Annotated in this window: 16 protein-coding genes, 1 rRNA gene and 1 pseudogene; all 18 read left to right on the top strand. The window is 71.1% G+C overall.

Annotated features, from left to right (window positions below; all coding sequences use genetic code 11):
- A 5S ribosomal RNA gene (rrf, locus tag IEX31_RS16665) occupies window positions 1–104 on the top strand; the annotation flags it as partial.
- Between the two features lie 512 nt (window positions 105–616).
- Window positions 617–1,516: a hypothetical protein gene (locus IEX31_RS16660; RefSeq protein ID WP_188744524.1), complete on the top strand. Its 900-nt coding sequence runs from the start codon at window positions 617–619 to the stop codon at window positions 1,514–1,516.
- Complete coding sequence (locus tag IEX31_RS16655) at window positions 1,491–2,525, top strand: HAD-IIA family hydrolase (RefSeq protein ID WP_188744523.1); 1,035 nt, start codon at window positions 1,491–1,493, stop codon at window positions 2,523–2,525. Before IEX31_RS16660 ends, IEX31_RS16655 begins: the two co-directional genes overlap by 26 nt.
- 55 nt (window positions 2,526–2,580) lie before the next feature.
- Window positions 2,581–2,808, top strand: a complete 228-nt coding sequence (locus IEX31_RS16650; protein ID WP_188744528.1) for a hypothetical protein — start codon at window positions 2,581–2,583, stop codon at window positions 2,806–2,808.
- 2 nt (window positions 2,809–2,810) lie between these two features.
- Entirely contained in the window at window positions 2,811–3,620 is an 810-nt protein-coding gene (locus IEX31_RS16645) for a TlyA family RNA methyltransferase (protein ID WP_188744522.1), read from the top strand.
- Entirely contained in the window at window positions 3,617–4,531 is a 915-nt protein-coding gene (locus tag IEX31_RS16640; RefSeq protein WP_229662446.1) for an NAD kinase, read from the top strand. Before IEX31_RS16645 ends, IEX31_RS16640 begins: the two co-directional genes overlap by 4 nt.
- A 24-nt stretch (window positions 4,532–4,555) precedes the next feature.
- Window positions 4,556–6,256: a DNA repair protein RecN gene (gene recN, locus IEX31_RS16635; RefSeq protein WP_188744520.1), complete on the top strand. Its 1,701-nt coding sequence runs from the start codon at window positions 4,556–4,558 to the stop codon at window positions 6,254–6,256.
- Window positions 6,257–6,429: 173 nt separating this feature from the next.
- Entirely contained in the window at window positions 6,430–8,097 is a 1,668-nt protein-coding gene (pyrG, locus tag IEX31_RS16630) for a CTP synthase (protein ID WP_308423556.1), read from the top strand.
- Window positions 8,090–8,755, top strand: coding sequence for an NUDIX domain-containing protein (locus IEX31_RS16625; protein ID WP_188744518.1), 666 nt, complete (start codon window positions 8,090–8,092; stop codon window positions 8,753–8,755). Before pyrG ends, IEX31_RS16625 begins: the two co-directional genes overlap by 8 nt.
- A pseudogene (locus tag IEX31_RS16620) lies at window positions 8,752–9,625 on the top strand (site-specific tyrosine recombinase XerD). Before IEX31_RS16625 ends, IEX31_RS16620 begins: the two are co-directional and overlap by 4 nt.
- A gap of 56 nt (window positions 9,626–9,681) precedes the next feature.
- The gene (locus tag IEX31_RS16610) at window positions 9,682–10,569 is read left to right on the top strand and encodes a ParA family protein (RefSeq protein WP_188744526.1); all 888 of its coding nucleotides are present in this window, start codon (window positions 9,682–9,684) and stop codon (window positions 10,567–10,569) included.
- A complete protein-coding gene (locus IEX31_RS16605) occupies window positions 10,553–11,431 on the top strand; it encodes a segregation and condensation protein A (protein WP_188744517.1) in 879 nt (292 codons plus the stop codon). The genes IEX31_RS16610 and IEX31_RS16605 overlap by 17 nt, the downstream gene beginning before the upstream one ends.
- Window positions 11,432–11,525: 94 nt before the next feature.
- The gene (gene scpB, locus IEX31_RS16600) at window positions 11,526–12,182 is read left to right on the top strand and encodes an SMC-Scp complex subunit ScpB (RefSeq protein ID WP_188744516.1); all 657 of its coding nucleotides are present in this window, start codon (window positions 11,526–11,528) and stop codon (window positions 12,180–12,182) included.
- Window positions 12,154–13,005, top strand: a complete 852-nt coding sequence (locus tag IEX31_RS16595; protein WP_188744515.1) for a pseudouridine synthase — start codon at window positions 12,154–12,156, stop codon at window positions 13,003–13,005. Before scpB ends, IEX31_RS16595 begins: the two co-directional genes overlap by 29 nt.
- Window positions 13,002–14,084: a prephenate dehydrogenase gene (locus tag IEX31_RS16590; RefSeq protein WP_188744514.1), complete on the top strand. Its 1,083-nt coding sequence runs from the start codon at window positions 13,002–13,004 to the stop codon at window positions 14,082–14,084. The genes IEX31_RS16595 and IEX31_RS16590 overlap by 4 nt, the downstream gene beginning before the upstream one ends.
- Before the next feature lie 38 nt (window positions 14,085–14,122).
- Complete coding sequence (gene cmk, locus IEX31_RS16585; RefSeq protein ID WP_188744513.1) at window positions 14,123–14,818, top strand: (d)CMP kinase; 696 nt, start codon at window positions 14,123–14,125, stop codon at window positions 14,816–14,818.
- 51 nt (window positions 14,819–14,869) lie between these two features.
- A complete protein-coding gene (gene der / locus IEX31_RS16580; RefSeq protein ID WP_188744512.1) occupies window positions 14,870–16,387 on the top strand; it encodes a ribosome biogenesis GTPase Der in 1,518 nt (505 codons plus the stop codon).
- A gap of 12 nt (window positions 16,388–16,399) precedes the next feature.
- Window positions 16,400–16,639, top strand: a complete 240-nt coding sequence (locus IEX31_RS16575) for a DUF167 domain-containing protein (protein ID WP_188744511.1) — start codon at window positions 16,400–16,402, stop codon at window positions 16,637–16,639.
- Window positions 16,640–16,684 lie beyond the last annotated feature (45 nt).

The following is a 16,684-nucleotide window of genomic DNA, read 5'->3' as shown; positions in this document are numbered from 1 at the left end:
GCGCGAGGGAAACGCCCGGACACATTCCGAACCCGGAAGCTAAGACTCGCAGCGCCGATGGTACTGCAGGGGCGACCCTGTGGGAGAGTAGGACACCGCCGGACAGACATTGAGGAGTGGCCACCCACTGCGTTCGATCGCGAGCGCTGGCGGGTGGCCATTTCTCGTTGACGGGTCAGGCATCGCCGGCCGCAGTACGGTTGAGTCCGATGAGGACTCCACACACGACAGGACATTCGTGAGCGACCCCAAGGACGAATCAGACGGCAGGGATCGGCCGAACCGTGGTGAGCGACCCCGCCAGCGACCGCAGGGCGGTCGTGGAGCTGCCGGAGCTGAGTCCTCCTCAGGAGCCCGCCCTGCGAAGCGCCCGTACGGTGATAGGGACGCGAAGCGCCCGTACGGGGACCGGGACGCGAAGCGCCCGTACGGGGACCGGGACGCGAAGCGCCCGTACGGGGACCGGGACGCGAAGCGTGCATACGGGGGCCGGGATGCGAAGCGCCCGTACTCCGGTGCGCGCAGTGACGACCGGCGTGGCGGCCGGCCCGAGCCGCATGGTGGCCGACGCGAGGAGCAGCGGCCTCGCGAGACGCCGGGCGCTCCGAACCTCGCCGTGCGGCCACGTCACGACGATCCCGAGATCCCCGAGTCGATCGAGGCGCGCGACCTCGAGAAGAGCGCCCGCGCCGAGCTCAAGACATTGAGCAAGGAGAACGCGGACTGGGTCGCGCGGCATCTCGTGGCGGCATCCGTCTACCTCGACGTCGATCCCGAACTCGCGCATCGGCACGCGCAGTCCGCCGCGCGCCGTGCGGGCCGCATCGCCGTCGTGCGCGAGACGCTCGCCATCACGGCGTACGCGACCGATGACTTCGCCCTCGCGCTGCGCGAGCTGCGCACCTACCGCCGCATCTCGGGGCGCAACGATCAGCTGCCGCTCATGGTCGACAGCGAGCGCGGCGTCGGGCGGCCGGATCGTGCACTCGAGGTCGGCCGCTCGGTCGACCGCTCGACGCTGCCGGCCGCCGTGCAGGTGGGTCTCGCCATCGCGATGTCGGGCGCACGTCTCGACCTGGGCCAGCCCGAGCTCGCCCTCGCCGAGCTCGAGATCCCGCAGCTCGACCCCGACCGGGCGTTCTCGTACAGCCCCGCCCTGTTCTCGGCGTACGCCGAGGTGCTCGAGGAACTGGAGCGCACTGCGGAGGCGGCGGACTGGCGCGCGCGTGCCGATCGTGCCGAGGCAGCGCTCGGGGCCCCTGCCGAGTCGGAGCTCGTGGAGATCTTCGAGGTCGAGCTCGAGGAGGACGACGAGCCGGATGCCGCGCAGGACACGGCGTCCGAGGAATCCGATGACTCCGACGAGAGCGACGTCATCCACGACCCGGGCGCGGTGCTCGAGGACGACGTCGCGGCAGTGCTCGCCGACGGCGAGCGGCTCGAGCTTGAGTCCGACGGCACGACCGACGAGGCCGAAGAGAGCACGCCCCATGGGACTGTTCCGCACGCAGGCTGAGGCGTTGACGCCGCTCGAGGGCATCGACGCGGTGTTCGCCGACCTCGACGGCGTCGTCTACGCTGGCCATGGCGCGATCCCGCACGCTGTCGAGAGCCTCAATCGCACGAAGACATCGCACCCGGTCGGGTACATCACCAACAACGCCTCGCGGAACGACGCGTCCGTCGCCCGGCACCTGGCCGAACTCGGTCTCGACGTGGTGCCCGACGACGTGGTGACGTCGCCGCAAGCGGCCATGCGCCTGCTCGAGGAGCGGGTCGAGCCCGGGGCCCTGGTCTTCGTCGTCGGTGGCGAGGGCATCGTCGCCGAGCTCGAGAAGTGCGGCTTCCGCGTCACGCGATCGGCGGATGACTCGCCTGCGGCCGTCGTGCAGGGGTTCGCACCCGAGGTGGGCTGGCGCGAGCTCGCCGAGGCGTCGTTCGCCCTGAACGCGCACGGGGGACCGGATGCCGCGGCACCGGGCATCCCCTGGATCGCCACGAACATGGACTGGACGATCCCGGTCGCACGGGGCATCGCGCCAGGCAACGGCACGCTCGTGTCCGCCGTGCATACCGCGGTGGGCCGGTTCCCGGTCGTGGCGGGCAAGCCCGAGACGCCGATCTTCGAGGAGGCGAAACGCCGCTTCGACGCCCAGCACCCGCTCGTCGTGGGCGACCGGCTCGACACCGACATCCTGGGCGCGAACCGTGCCGGCATGTCGAGCGCCCTCGTGCTCACGGGCATCGATCGCGCCAAGCAGGTGCTCGCCGCCGACGCCACCAGTCGCCCCGATTTCATCCTCGGCGACCTGCGCGGCCTGCACGAGCCGTACCCGGTCGTCGAGTCGGTGCGCGGCGGTGCGGTCCGGGTCGGCGCCGCGCGCGTGCGCGTCCTGGGCAACCGTGTCGAGATCGTCGCAGACGGCGACGGCGGGCTCGACCTGCTGCGTGCGGCCTGCGCCGCGATCTGGTCGTCGGGCACGGCGATCCACGCGCTCGACGTGCCGGCGAGGCTGTACTCCTGACGGCGTGCCGCCGGAGCGACGCCGCACGATGGGCGGAGCGGGGTAGCGTGGTCTGGTGAGCACTGACGACGAGCCTGCCGCGGTCGATGCGTTCGACATGACGGATGCCGCGGTCGCGTCGGCCGGTCGCGACCAGCGCGACGCGGCGCCCGACGGCACGGTCGCCGAGCTCCGCGACATCGAGACGAGGCCGCTCGCGGAACGGGCGCAGGGGTACCAGGAGCTGGCCGACCGGCTGCGCGCCGAGCTCGAGCACTCCGACCCCTCGGGTGGCGTGAGTTGACGATGCCCGAGCAGCGGCTCGACGCCGCCCTCGCAGCGCGCGGCCTGGCGCGTTCACGGACGCACGCGGCCGCGCTCGTCGCCGGGGGCGTCGTGACGGTCGACGGGCGGCCGGCGGTGAAGCCCGCCATGAAGGTGCCAGAGACGGCCGAACTCGTGGTGGCGGCATCCGACCACCACGTGAGCCGGGCAGCCCACAAACTCATCGCCGCGCTCGACGGATTCGGCGTCGACCCGGCGGGGCGAGTGGTGCTCGACGCCGGCGCGTCCGCCGGCGGGTTCACCCAGGTGCTCCTCGAGCGCGGCGCCCGAACCGTGCTCGCCGTCGATGTCGGCCACGGCCAGCTCGCGCCCGAACTCGCCGAGGCTCCGGGGCTCGTGCTCGTCGAGGGCTGCAACGTGCGGGCGCTCGACCGTGCCCGGCTGGCCGAGCTCACGGGCGTCGCGGAGGCGCCCTCCCTCGTGACCGCCGACCTGTCGTTCATCTCGCTCGTGACGGTGCTCCCCGCCCTGCGCGCGACCGCGGCCGACGACGCCGACTTCGTGCTGCTCGTGAAGCCGCAGTTCGAGGTCGGTCGCGGCGGGGTGCGCGAGGGCATCGCGCGCGACGCGACGCGACGCACCGAGGCGGTGTCGAACGTGCTCTGGGCGGCCTTCGACGTCGGTCTCGGCACGGTGGGCGTCCTGTCCTCCCCAATCGCCGGCAGCCACGGCAATCGTGAATACCTCGTGCATCTCAGCGCGTCGCGCGGCGTGAATCCGACAGAATGGATGCGTCGGGTGGAGCAGCTGACTGGAGGCACGTACGCGTGAACGACGCACGGCACTTCCTCGTGGTCTCCCACCCCGGCAGACAGTCGGCCCTCGAGGCGACGGGCGAGGTGTGCTCCCAACTGCTCGCCGAGGGCGCAGTTCCCGTGATCGCCGCGGAGCACTGGGAGGAGGTGCGCGCCTACGTGCCCGAGCTCAACGGCGAGGTCAAGCGCTTCGAAGACGTCGACCCGAACCTCATCGAGCTCGTGATCGTCCTGGGCGGCGACGGCACCATCCTGCGCGCAGCCGAACTCATGCGCGACCACCCCATCGCGCTCCTCGGGGTGAACCTCGGCCATGTCGGCTTCCTGGCCGAGAGCGAGCGCGACGACCTCGGCTACACGGTCGCCCGGGCGCTCGCCCGCGACTACACGGTCGAGGAACGCATGACGCTCTCGGTGCGGGCGAAGGTCGGCCAGGAGGTCGTGTACGAGAGCTGGGCCCTCAACGAGGCGACCGTCGAGAAGGCCGAACGCGAGCGCATGCTGGAGGTCGTCGTCGAGGTCGACCGGCGGCCGCTCTCGTCGTTCGGATGCGACGGCATCGTGATGTCGACGCCCACCGGCTCGACCGCGTACTCGTTCTCGGCCGGCGGTCCCGTTGTGTGGCCGAGCCTCGAGGCGTTGCTGCTCGTGCCGCTCAGCGCACACGCGCTGTTCGCCCGCCCGCTGGTGGTGGGTCCCGACTCGTCGCTCGCCGTCGAGATCCTGCAGCGCACCGAGGCGGCCGCCGTAATCTGGTGCGATGGTCGCCGCACGTTCGACCTACCGCCGGGCGCGCGCGTCATCGTGCGCAGGTCGCCGGTGCCCGTGCGCCTCGCGCGCCTGCATGAGGCGCCGTTCACCGACCGCCTCGTCAACAAGTTCCAACTCCCCGTCACGGGTTGGCGAGGGCCGGCGGGCCGTGAATGAGGGCCGCGATGAGTGAGGGCTGCGTTGATTGAGGAGCTCGGCATCCGCGACCTCGGCGTGATCGCCGAGGCCACGCTTCCGCTCGGCTCGGGATTCACCGCCGTGACGGGTGAGACCGGTGCGGGCAAGACCATGGTCGTCACCGCGCTCGGCCTTCTCCTCGGCGCACGTGCCGACGCGGGTGCGGTGCGCGCGGGCGCCAAGCAGGCCTGGGTCGAAGGGCGCTGGCTCGTGCCCGACGACGGCCCCATCGCCGAGCGCGTCGCCGAGACCGGCGGCGAAATCGACGACGGTGAGCTGCTGCTCGGCCGGTCGGTTTCGGCGGAGGGTCGGAGTCGCGCCGTCGTCGGCGGCCGCAGCGCCCCCGTCGGCGTGCTCGGCGACCTCGGCGACGAGCTCGTCGTCGTGCACGGGCAGGCCGACCAGCAGCGGCTCCGTTCGTCAGCCGCCCAACGCGACGCCCTCGACCGGTTCGCGGGCGCGCCACTCGCGACCGCCCTCGCCGAGTACCGCGAGTGCTTCAGCGCGTGGCGCACCGACGCCGCCGAGCTCGAACGACTCCGCGACGCGCACGACGCACGGGTCCGCGAAGCCGCGGAGCTGCGCGACGCGCTCGACGAGGTGGAGGCGGCCGATCCGCAGCCCGGCGAGGACGCCGAGCTCGCGGAGCGCGCCGATCGCCTCTCCAACCTCGAGGACCTCCGCCTCGCCGCGGCCCAGGCTCGTGCCCTCATCTCGGCCGAGGACCTCACCGACGGCGCGCCCGACGCCATCGCCCTCGTCGACAGCGCCCGCCGCCACCTCGAGCACGTCGTCGAGCACGACGCGGCGCTCGCCCCCATCGCCGAGGCGCTGCAGAGCGCCGGCTTCCTGCTCGCGGACGCCTCGACCGAGCTCGCCGGCTACCTCGCGGGCCTCGACGCCGACAGCGCGCGCGAGCTCGAGATCGTGCAGGAGCGCCGGGCGCTCCTCACGGCGCTGATCCGCCGGCACGGGGGCTCCCTCGACGAGGTGCTCGAGTTCCGGCGTTCGGGTGGTCTCCGGCTCGTCGAGCTCGACGGCGACGACGAGCGCATCGAGCTGCTCGAGGCATCCGTCGCCCGACTTGCCGACGACGTCGAGCGGCTCGCGACGAGACTCACGGAATTGCGCACCGAGGCGGCCGATCGGCTCGCCGCCGCCGTGACCGCCGAGCTCGAGGCGCTCGCGATGCCCGACGCGCGGCTCAGCGTGACGGTCGATGCCGGGCACGAGCCCGCGTCGCACGGACGCGACCAGGTCGCGATCCTGCTGCAGCCGCACCCCGGCGCCGAACCGCGGCCGGTGTCGCGCGGCGCTTCGGGCGGTGAGCTCTCGCGGGTCATGCTCGCGATCGAGGTGGTCATCGCCGGCACCGACCCGGTGCCGACGTTCGTGTTCGACGAGGTCGACGCCGGGGTCGGGGGCGCGGCGGCGATGGAGATCGGCCGGCGTCTCGCCCGTCTCGCCGAGCGGTCGCAGGTGATCGTGGTCACGCACCTGGCCCAGGTGGCGGCGTTCGCGACGAACCACCTGAGCGTCGTGAAGGGCACCGACGGGCAGGTGACCTCGTCGAGCGTGCGTCAGCTCAGCGGTGCCGAGCGAGAGGCCGAGATGGCGCGGCTCCTGTCGGGTCTCGCCGACTCGGAGAGCGGCCTGGCACACGCGCGGGAGCTGCTGGAGATCGCCTCGGAGCGGGCGGCATGACCACGGCGGCACGGCGTCGCCCGGGAACCGCGTCGACCTGACGCCAACGGAGAAGGGGGGAGCACGTGGGGCATGTCGGCGAAGCAGGCGAGGATCGTGGGTTAGACTATAAGCCCGTGGTGGATGAACGCGGCAGAGCTCTTTCGAGCACAGACATTTCGAGCCCTGAGCCTATTGACGGCGTGACCAAGCACATCTTCGTGACCGGTGGTGTCGTTTCTTCGTTGGGCAAGGGACTCACGGCGGCAAGCCTCGGCAATCTCCTGACGTCCAGGGGTCTCAGAGTCGTCATGCAGAAGCTCGATCCGTACCTCAACGTGGACCCGGGCACCATGAACCCGTTCCAGCACGGCGAGGTCTTCGTGACCGACGACGGAGCCGAGACCGACCTCGACATCGGCCACTACGAGCGGTTCCTCGACATCAACCTGTCGCAGGCCGCCAACGTCACGACCGGCCAGATCTACTCGACGGTCATCGCCAAGGAGCGCCGCGGCGAGTACCTGGGCGACACGGTGCAGGTGATCCCGCACATCACCGACGAGATCAAGCGCCGCATGCGCCTGCAGGCGACCGAGACCCCCAAGCCCGACGTCATCATCACCGAGATCGGCGGCACCGTCGGCGACATCGAATCGCAGCCGTTCATCGAATCGGCCCGCCAGGTGCGCCACGAACTCGGCCGCAAGAACGTGTTCTTCGTGCACGTTTCGCTCGTGCCGTTCATGGGCGCGTCGGGCGAGCAGAAGACCAAGCCGACCCAGCACTCCGTGGCCGCCCTGCGTTCCATCGGCATCCAGCCCGACGCGCTCGTGCTGCGCAGCGACCGGCCCGTGACCGAGTCGAACAAGCGCAAGATCGCGTTGATGTGCGACGTCGACGAGGCCGCCGTCGTCAATGCCGTCGACGTGTCGTCGATCTACGACATCCCGACCATGCTGCACGAGCAGGGCCTCGATGCGTACATCATCGACGCGCTCGGCCTCGTGGACAAGGCCGCCGACGTCGACTGGTCGGGCTGGAGCGAACTGCTCGAGGTCGTGCACGACCCGAGGCACGAGGTCACGATCGGGCTGGTCGGCAAGTACATCGACCTTCCCGACGCCTACCTGTCGGTCACCGAGGCCCTGCGGGCAGGCGGCTTCGCCAACGACACGAAGGTCAACGTCGAGTGGATCCCGTCCGACGAGTGCCGCACCCCCGAGGGAGCGCAGAAGCATCTCGCGCACCTTGACGGCATCTGCGTGCCGGGCGGGTTCGGCGTGCGCGGCATCGAGGGCAAGATCGGCGCGCTCCGGTTCGCGCGCGAGAACGGCCTGCCGGCGCTGGGCCTCTGCCTCGGACTTCAGTGCATGGTCATCGAGTACTCGCGTAATGTCGTCGGGCTCCCGGGTGCCTCGTCGAGCGAGTTCGACCCCGACACCGAGTTCCCGGTCATCGCGACGATGGAGGAGCAGGTCGAGATCATCGCCGCCGGCGACCTCGGCGGCACGATGCGCCTGGGACTGTACCCGGCCAAGCTCGAGGCCGACTCGATCGCGGCCGAGCTCTACGGATCCACCGAGGTCTCCGAGCGCCACCGGCACCGCTACGAGGTCAACAACACGTACCGCGACCGCATCGCCCAGGCGGGCATGGTGTTCTCGGGCATGTCACCCGACCGGCACCTCGTCGAGTTCGTCGAGCTGCCCCGCGACGTGCACCCGTTCTACGTCGGCACGCAGGCGCACCCCGAACTCCGCAGCCGTCCGAACGACCCGCACCCGCTGTTCCGCGGGCTCGTGGGCGCGGCGCTCGAGCGGCAGCAGGCGAGCCTGCTGTTCGACGTCGCGAATGGCTGAGCCGGTCGCCGAGTCGGTCTCGGGGCCGCTCGCCGACGAACGCGTCGACCTGCCGCTCGTCGCGAGCGAGCGGGTGTTCGACGGACGAATCTGGGACGTGCGCCGCGACACCGTCGAGTACGGCGGGCACCACCTGGTGCGCGAGTACGTCGACCATCCCGGCGCGGTCGCCGTGCTCGCGATCGACGACGACGATCGCGTGTTCCTCATCCGCCAGTACCGGCATCCCGTGCGCACGCGCGCGTGGGAGATCCCGGCGGGCCTCCTCGACGTGCACGGAGAGGACCCGCTGGCCACGGCCAAGCGCGAGCTGGCCGAGGAGGGCGACCTCGTGGCATCCGAGTGGGCGGTGCTCATCGACGTCCACACGTCGCCGGGCGGCAGCGACGAGGCGATTCGCATCTACCTCGCCCGTGGGCTCAGCGCGACCGACGAGCCGTTCGAGCGCGAGGCCGAGGAAGCCGACATTGAGACGCGCTGGGCCCCGCTCGACGAATGCGTCGACGCGGTGCTCGCGCGTCGCGTGCAGAACTCCTCGTTCGTCTACGCCTCGCTCGCGGCGTTCGCGGCACGAGCACGAGGGTGGCGGGGGCTCGGCCCGGCGGATGCCCCGTGGCCCGGCCGTTCCATGCCGCGCGGGGAGCCCGCGCGGCCATGACCGCGACCGCGTCCGTCGAGGGGTACCTGCGGCACCTCACGGTGGAACGCGGCCTCGCTCGCAACACCGTCACCTCGTACCGTCGCGACCTCGGCCTCTACGCCGACTGGCTCGCCGCCCGGGGCTTCGACGGCCCCGGTGCGGTGCGGGAGCAGGACCTCGCCGACTTCGTGCGGTTCCTCGGCGCGGAACGCCGCCCGGCGCTCGCGACCTCGTCGATCGCGCGAGTGCTCTCGGCGGTGCGCGGCCTGCACCGATTCCTCGCCGAGGAGGGCGTCATCGAAGCGGATGTCTCGCGCGAACTGCGCCCGCCGAAGCTGCCGATGCGCCTGCCGAAGGCCATTCCGGTCGAGGAGGTCGAGGCGCTCCTCGCGGCCGTCGGCGGCGAGGAACTGCACGAGCTGCGCGACACGGCGCTGCTCGAACTCCTCTACGCCACGGGCGCGCGCGTCTCGGAGGCGGTGTCCTTGAACGTCGACGACCTCGTCGACGACGAGGTGGTGCGGCTGTTCGGCAAGGGCGGCAAGCAGCGCATCGTGCCGCTCGGCTCGTATGCGCGTCGTGCGATCGACGCATACCTCGTGCGCGCCCGTCCGGCGCTGTCGGCGCGAGGCACCGCGACGCCGGCGCTCTTCCTCGGCCTCCGCGGTCGACGGATGTCGCGGCAGGCCGCGTGGGACGTGATCCATCGGGCGGCCGAGCGGGCCGGGCTCGGGGCATCCGTCTCACCTGCTCGAAGGGGGTGCCGACGTGCGCGTGGTGCAGGAGTTGCTCGGGCATTCGTCGGTCGCGACGACCCAGATCTACACGCTGGTCACAGCCGATACACTCCGGGAGATGTACACGGCTTCCCACCCGCGTGCTCGCTAGAATCGACCAAGCACTTGCGGGACGCAGGCGCCGACGACGCAGGAGAGAGACCAGACGTGACCAACCAGACGCAGGACCCGGCTGACGGCATCGCGTCGCTGGAGCCCGAGGTCGGTCCCGCCGGTCGTCCCCACCGCGATTTCCCCGAGCCCGCCCCACTGCGTTCGCACGGTCCGGCCCGCATCATCGCCCTCTGCAACCAGAAGGGCGGGGTCGGCAAGACGACGACCACCATCAACCTGGGCGCCACCCTGGCCGAGTACGGGCGTCGGGTGCTCGCGGTCGACTTCGACCCGCAGGGCGCGCTCTCGGCCGGACTCGGCGTGCAGACCCACGATGCGCCCACCATCTACGACCTGCTGCTGTCGCGCAGCATCGAGCCGGCCGACGCCATCCAGCACACGATGGTCGAGGGGCTCGACGTGATCCCCGCGAACATCGACCTGTCGGCCGCCGAGGTGCACCTCGTCACCGAGGTCGCCCGCGAGCAGATCCTCGCCGGCGTGCTCCGCCGGGTGGCACCCGACTACGACGTGATCCTCATCGACTGCCAGCCATCGCTCGGACTGCTCACCGTGAACGCGCTCACGGCCAGCCATGGAGTGGTCATCCCGCTCGAGTGCGAGTACTTCGCGCTGCGCGGCGTCGCCCTGCTCATCGAGACCATCGAAAAGGTGCGCGACCGGTTGAACCCCGCGATCGAGCTCGACGGCATCCTCGCGACCATGTACGACGCGCGCACGCTGCACTCGCGCGAGGTGCTCGAGCGGGTGGTCGACGCGTTCGGCGACAAGGTGCTCGAGACGGTCATCACGCGCACCGTGAAGTTCCCCGACGCGACGGTGGCCGCGACCCCGATCACCGAGTTCGCGCCCGATCACCAGGCGTCGACGTCGTACCGGCAGCTCGCGAGGGAGCTGGTCTTCCGTGGCGCGGTCGCCTGAGACGGTCCCGGTTCCCGACGAGCGCGCGCCCGGCGAGACCCCGGCACTGGACGGCGCGGCCGTCGACGGGTCGGATGAGGCGCCCGGGTTCCGCGTCGCGCTCTCGAACTTCGAGGGACCGTTCGACCTGCTGCTCTCGCTCATCGCCAAGCACGAGCTCGACATCACCGAGGTCTCGCTGTCGGCGGTGACCGACGAGTTCATCTCCTACCTGCGGGGGCTCGACTCCGCGGAGGAGCTCGATCGCGCGTCGGAGTTCCTCGTCGTGGCCGCAACCCTGCTCGACCTCAAGGTCGCCGGGCTCCTGCCGCAGGGCGAGCTCGTCGACGCCGAGGACGTGGCGCTCCTCGAGGCGCGCGACCTCCTCTTCGCTCGGCTGCTGCAGTACCGCGCGTTCAAGGAGGCTTCGCGCTGGTTCGCGGCGCACCTCGAGTCCGAATCGCTGCGGCATCCCCGCAGCGTGCGGCTCGAGGAGCGGTTCCGCCGACGCGAGCCCGAACTGCGCTGGACGCTCAGCGCCGAGGACTTCGCGGCCCTCGCGACGCTCGCGCTCACGCCGCGCGCGGTGCCCACCGTCGGCCTCGATCACCTGCACGCGCCGCTCGTCTCGATCCGCGAGCAGGCGGCGCACGTCGTCGCGGTGCTGCGGCGCGGCGAGCCCGTGACCTTCCGCGAGCTGATCGCCGGCATCGGGCAACGCGGTGTGGTCGTTGCACGGTTCCTCGCCGTGCTGGAGCTGTACCGGCACTCGGCGATCGGGTTCGAGCAGCTCGAGCCGCTCGGTGAACTCACACTGCGATGGGCCGCCGAGAGCTGGTCCGATGAGAACCTCGAGAGCCTGGGGGCCGACTATGACGAGTGAGACGTCCGGTGGTCGAGTAGCGGCCGACGAAGGAGGGCGCGTATCGAGACCTGACGAGGGTCTCGATACGGGCGCTTCGCGCCCTACTCGACCAATGCAGGATCGCGGGCCCGAGCTGTCGATCGTCACGCCGCTCGACGTGCCCGGCCAGGCCCAGCTCGACCTCGACCGCGCACTCGAGGCCATCCTCTTCATCGCCGACGAGCCGCAGGGTGTCGTGCAGCTCGCCGCTGCAGTCGCGCGTCCGGTCGCCGAGGTGCGCGCCGCCATCGCGCGTCTCGTCGCCGACTACGACGGGACGGGCACTTCGGGGGAGCCGCGCACCGACATCGCCGAGGAGGAGGCGTCGGCCCGCGGCATCCGTCGCGGATTCGAACTGCGGGAAGTGGGCGGCGGCTGGCGCTTCTACGTGCGCGCCGAGTACGACACGCTCGTGGCCGACTTCGTGTTCACCCAGTCGTCGTCGAAGCTGTCGCAGGCCGCGCTCGAGACCCTCGCGGTGATCGCGTACAAGCAGCCGATCTCGCGCCCGTCGATCGCGGCGATCCGGGCGGTGAACGTCGACTCGGTCGTGCGCACGTTGCTCGGTCGGGGCCTCATCACCGAGGTCGACACCGACGCCGAGACGGGTGCGATCCTGTACGGCACGACCGACCTGCTGCTCACGAACATCGGCATCAACTCCGTCGACGAGCTGCCGCACATCTCTCCGCTGCTCGACGATGGCCAAGGGGGATTCGACCTTGACTGAGCAGCGCGACCGTGGGGCCGACCAGACGAACGAAGGCCAGCGTCTTCAGAAGGTGCTCGCGGCGGCCGGCGTCGCAAGCCGCCGGGTCTCGGAGCAGCTCATCGTCGAGGGCCGCGTCGAGGTCAACGGGCGCGTCGTCACCGAACTGGGCAGTCGCGTCGATCCCACGACCGACCTGGTTGCCGTCGACGGCGTCGCGGTGCAGCTCGACCCCGCGAAGCGTTACTACCTGCTGAACAAGCCGCGCGGCGTGGTGTCGTCGATGCGCGACGAGCAGGGCCGGCCCGACCTCAGGCGCTTCACGGACGGGCTCGAGGAGCGTGTCTTCAACGTGGGCCGCCTCGACGTGGAGACGAGCGGGCTGCTGCTGCTCACCAACGACGGCGAGCTCGCGCACGTGCTCGCGCATCCGTCGTTCGGCGTGGAGAAGACGTACATCGCGAAGGTCCGTGGCCGGATGACGCCGCAAACGCTGCAGCGACTGAAGCGGGGCATCGAGCTCGACGACGGCACCATCGCGATCGACCGTGGTCGGATCCTGCAGCAGCAGGGCGACGACCGGCACACCATGGTCGAGGTGACGCTGCACTCCGGGCGGAACCGCATCGTGCGCCGCATGCTCGACGCCGTGGGGCATCCGGTCGCCGACCTCGTTCGCCGCAGCTTCGGGCCCCTGCACCTCGGCACCCTGAAGTCGGGCGCCCTGCGCGAGTTGACTAAGGTGGAACTCGGCCAACTGCTCACGATCTCCCGCGCTGCGGACGCCACGCGCGGTGACGCCGGATCGAACGACGGCGCCGGATCGAACGAAGGGGACCCGTGACCGAATCACGCCTGATCGGGCCGGTGCGCGTCGTCGGTGTCGGCCTGCTCGGCGCGAGCATCGGCCTGGGCCTCAAGGCGAAGGGCATCGACGTGATCCTCGCCGACGCGTCGCCCACGCACCTCGCCATCGCCGTCGACTACGGCGCCGGGCGCCCGGCCGAGCCCGGCGACCGGCCGCAGCTCGTCGTGGTGTGCGTGCCGCCCGATGTCACCGCCGACGTCGTCGCGGCCGAGCTCGAGGCCTTCCCCGAGGCGCTCGTGACGGATGTCGCGAGCGTCAAGCTCGCCGTCTACCACGACCTGAAGGCGCGCGGTGCCGACCTCTCCCGCTACATCGGCACGCACCCGATGGCCGGTCGCGAGCGCGGCGGACCGATGTCGGGCCGCGCTGACCTGTTCGTCGGACGCCCGTGGGTCGTGGTCGATCACGGCAACGTCTCGTACCAGAACGCCGCGGCCATCGACGACCTCATCCTCGACCTCGGGGCCACGCTCGTCGAGCTCACGCCCGAGCAGCACGACCGCGCCGTCGCGCTTGTCTCGCATGTGCCCCAGGTCGTCTCGAGCCTCGTGGCCCGCCGCCTCATCGATGCACCGCACGCGGCGCTCAATCTCGTCGGGCAGGGCCTGCGCGACGTCACGCGCATCGCCGCGAGCGACCCCGAGCTGTGGGTGCAGATCCTCGGCCAGAACGCCGGGCCGGTCGCCGAGATCCTGCGCGCCTACCGCGACGACCTCGATCGGTTCATCGCCGCCCTCGAGGACTTCGAGGCGCCCGGTGCCCGCCGCCGTATCGCCGAGGAACTCTTCGGCGGCAACACGGGCGTCGAGCGCCTGCCCGGAAAGCACGGCGTCGATCGCCGGTACGCGAGCCTCATCGTGATGGTCGACGACCGTCCGGGCCAGCTCGCGCGGCTCTTCAACGACGTCGGCGACGCCGGCGTGAACCTCGAGGACCTCCGCCTCGAGCACTCGCCGGGCGCGCAGGTCGGCCTCGCCGAGATCTTCGTGCTCCCCGAGGTGGTGGAGCGCCTGACCGACGAGCTGGCCGCGCGCGGCTGGCGGATCGCCGGCTGAACGCGTCGAACGAACCGAACTCATCGAACAGGTTGAACGTGAACGAACCCACTCCCGTGTACCCGCTCGTCGTCGCGGTCGACGGTCCCGCCGGCAGCGGCAAGTCGAGCGTCTCGAAGGAGGTCGCGCGTCGCCTGGGCTACGGCTTCCTCGACACGGGCGCCGCCTACCGTGCGCTCGCCTGGCACGCTGAGGCGTGCGGCGTCGACACGGATGACGCGGCATCCGTCATCTCGTGCGTGTCGAGCTTCGAGTACCGCATCGGCACCGACCCGGCCGGGTACGCCGTACAGGTCGGCGACGTCGACGTGACCACCGCGATCCGCGACCCCGACATCACGGCGGTGGTGAGCCGTGTGGCGCGCGTGCCCGAGGTGCGAACGCACCTCATCGAGCTGTTCCGCAGCATCATCGCCGACGAGCGCCGCCCCGGCATCGTGGTGGAGGGTCGCGACATCACGACGGTCGTCGCACCCGATGCGCCCGTGCGGATCCTGCTCACGGCATCGGAGGCGGTTAGAATAGCCAGGCGCTCCGCCGAACTCGTCGACACCGCGCCCGAGCACACGGGGGAGCAGTTGCGCCGCCGCGACGAGGCCGACGCGAAGGTCGTCGACTTCATGACCGCCGCCGAGGGCGTGACGACCGTCGATTCGACGGAGCTCGACTTCGAGCAGACCGTCGATGCGGTGATCGGCGTGATCCGGGCCGCGCAGCACGAGGTGGTGCGGTAGCGCCGCGACGGGCACGGATCCCGGCTGCGCACAGACTTCAGAGGAGACATCATGACCGACCAGCAGGCCGAGTACGACGACGAGGCCGTCGTCGACGACGATCTGGCCGAGCGCCTCGCCGACGTCGACGAGGAGCTCGCCGAGCAGCGGGCCACCGCACTCCGGTCGGGGCTCGCCGACTACGAGCTCGACGAGGACGACCTCGACGTGCTCGAGCTCTCGGAGGAGGGCGAGGAGGGCATCCGCTACCTCCCGGCGCTGCCGGTCATCGCGATCGTCGGCCGGCCGAACGTCGGCAAGTCGGCGCTCGTGAACCGCATCCTCGGGCGCCGCGAGGCCGTCGTCGAGGACACGCCGGGTGTCACGCGCGACCGCGTCGCGTACAAGGGGGAGTACCTCGACCGGCGCTTCACGCTCGTCGACACCGGCGGGTGGGAGCCCGACGCGAGGGGCATCGACGCATCCGTCGCCGCGCAGGCCGAGGTCGCGATCGACCTCTCGGACGTGGTGCTGTTCGTCGTCGATGCCATGGTCGGCGCGACCTCGACCGACGAGCACGTGGTGCGACTGCTCCGCAAGGCGAAGAAGCCCGTGTTCCTCGTGGCCAACAAGGTCGACGACGCACGGCAGGAGCCCGAGGCGGCGGCCCTCTGGAGCCTCGGCCTCGGTGAGCCGTATCCGGTCTCGGCGCTGCACGGGCGCGGCGTGGCCGACCTCTTGGAGGAGGTCTTCAGGGTCCTGCCGCAGGTGTCGGCCGTGGCGAAGGACGAGTTCGGCGGTCCCCGGCGGGTGGCGATCCTCGGACGGCCGAACGTCGGCAAGTCGAGCCTGCTCAACAAGGCGGCCCGCGAAGAGCGCGTGGTGGTCAACGAGCTGGCCGGCACCACACGCGATCCCGTCGACGAGCAGATCGAGCTCGGCGGCAAGGTGTGGCGCTTCGTCGACACCGCGGGCATCCGCCGGCGGGTGCATCTGCAGCAGGGCGCCGACTTCTACGCTTCGCTGCGCACCCAGGCGGCCCTCGAGAAGGCCGAGGTCGCGGTCGTGCTGCTGGATGTCTCGCAGCCGGTCTCCGAGCAGGACGTGCGCATCATCGACCTCGTACTCGAGTCGGGCCGCGCGCTCGTGCTCGCGTACAACAAGTGGGACCTCCTCGACGACGACCGCCGACGCTACCTCGAGCGCGAGATCGAGCAGGACCTGCACCATGTCGCCTGGGCGCCGCGCGTGAACATCTCGGCGAAGACGGGCCGGCACCTCGAGAAGCTCGTGCCCGCCCTCGAGACGGCGCTCGAGTCCTGGGACACCCGCATTCCCACGGGCAAGTTCAACGCGTTCCTCACCGAGCTCACGCAGGAGCACCCGCACCCGGTGCGCGGCGGCAAGCAGCCCCGCATCCTGTTCGGCACGCAGGCCGCGAGCCGCCCGCCGACCTTCGTGCTGTTCACCACCGGGTTCCTCGACCCGGGCTACCGCCGGTTCATCCAGCGACGCCTGCGCGAGATCTACGGCTTCGAGGGCTCGCCCATCGTGATCAACATGCGCGTGCGCGAGCGTCGCCAGCGGTAGGCGACCCGCGCGATGGACCTGACGGTGCGGGTGAAGCCCGGCAGTCGCAAGGGGCCGCTCGTCGAGGAGACCGAGGGCGACCCCGCGGCATCCGTCACCGTGTACGTGCGGGAGCGCGCGGTCGACGGCGCCGCGAACGCGGGCGTCGTCGCCGCGTTGGCCGCGCACTTCGGGGTGCCGCGTTCGAGGGTGACGATCCTGCGCGGCGAGTCGTCGCGCATCAAGCGCGTGCGCGTCGACGACGCCGGATAGCGATCGTCCGGACCTGTCTGGTGCGTCGGGCGGATGTCTCAGCGT

It is taken from the genome of Agromyces bauzanensis (assembly GCF_014645655.1).
Classification (GTDB): domain Bacteria; phylum Actinomycetota; class Actinomycetes; order Actinomycetales; family Microbacteriaceae; genus Agromyces; species Agromyces bauzanensis.
Note: the sequence above shows the minus strand (reverse complement) of the source record. Positions and strands in the feature narration are given on the sequence as shown.

Excerpts from the sequence above, each read along its gene's own strand:
- IEX31_RS16655 (WP_188744523.1), top strand. The coding sequence starts at position 1,491 with ATGGGACTGTTCCGCACGCAGGCTGAGGCGTTGACGCCGCTCGAGGGC.
- scpB (WP_188744516.1), top strand. The coding sequence starts at position 11,526 with ATGCAGGATCGCGGGCCCGAGCTGTCGATCGTCACGCCGCTCGACGTG.
- IEX31_RS16595 (WP_188744515.1), top strand. The coding sequence starts at position 12,154 with ATGGCCAAGGGGGATTCGACCTTGACTGAGCAGCGCGACCGTGGGGCC.
- IEX31_RS16625 (WP_188744518.1), top strand. The coding sequence starts at position 8,090 with ATGGCTGAGCCGGTCGCCGAGTCGGTCTCGGGGCCGCTCGCCGACGAA.
- der (WP_188744512.1), top strand. The coding sequence starts at position 14,870 with ATGACCGACCAGCAGGCCGAGTACGACGACGAGGCCGTCGTCGACGAC.
- IEX31_RS16575 (WP_188744511.1), top strand. The coding sequence starts at position 16,400 with ATGGACCTGACGGTGCGGGTGAAGCCCGGCAGTCGCAAGGGGCCGCTC.
- IEX31_RS16645 (WP_188744522.1), top strand. The coding sequence starts at position 2,811 with ATGCCCGAGCAGCGGCTCGACGCCGCCCTCGCAGCGCGCGGCCTGGCG.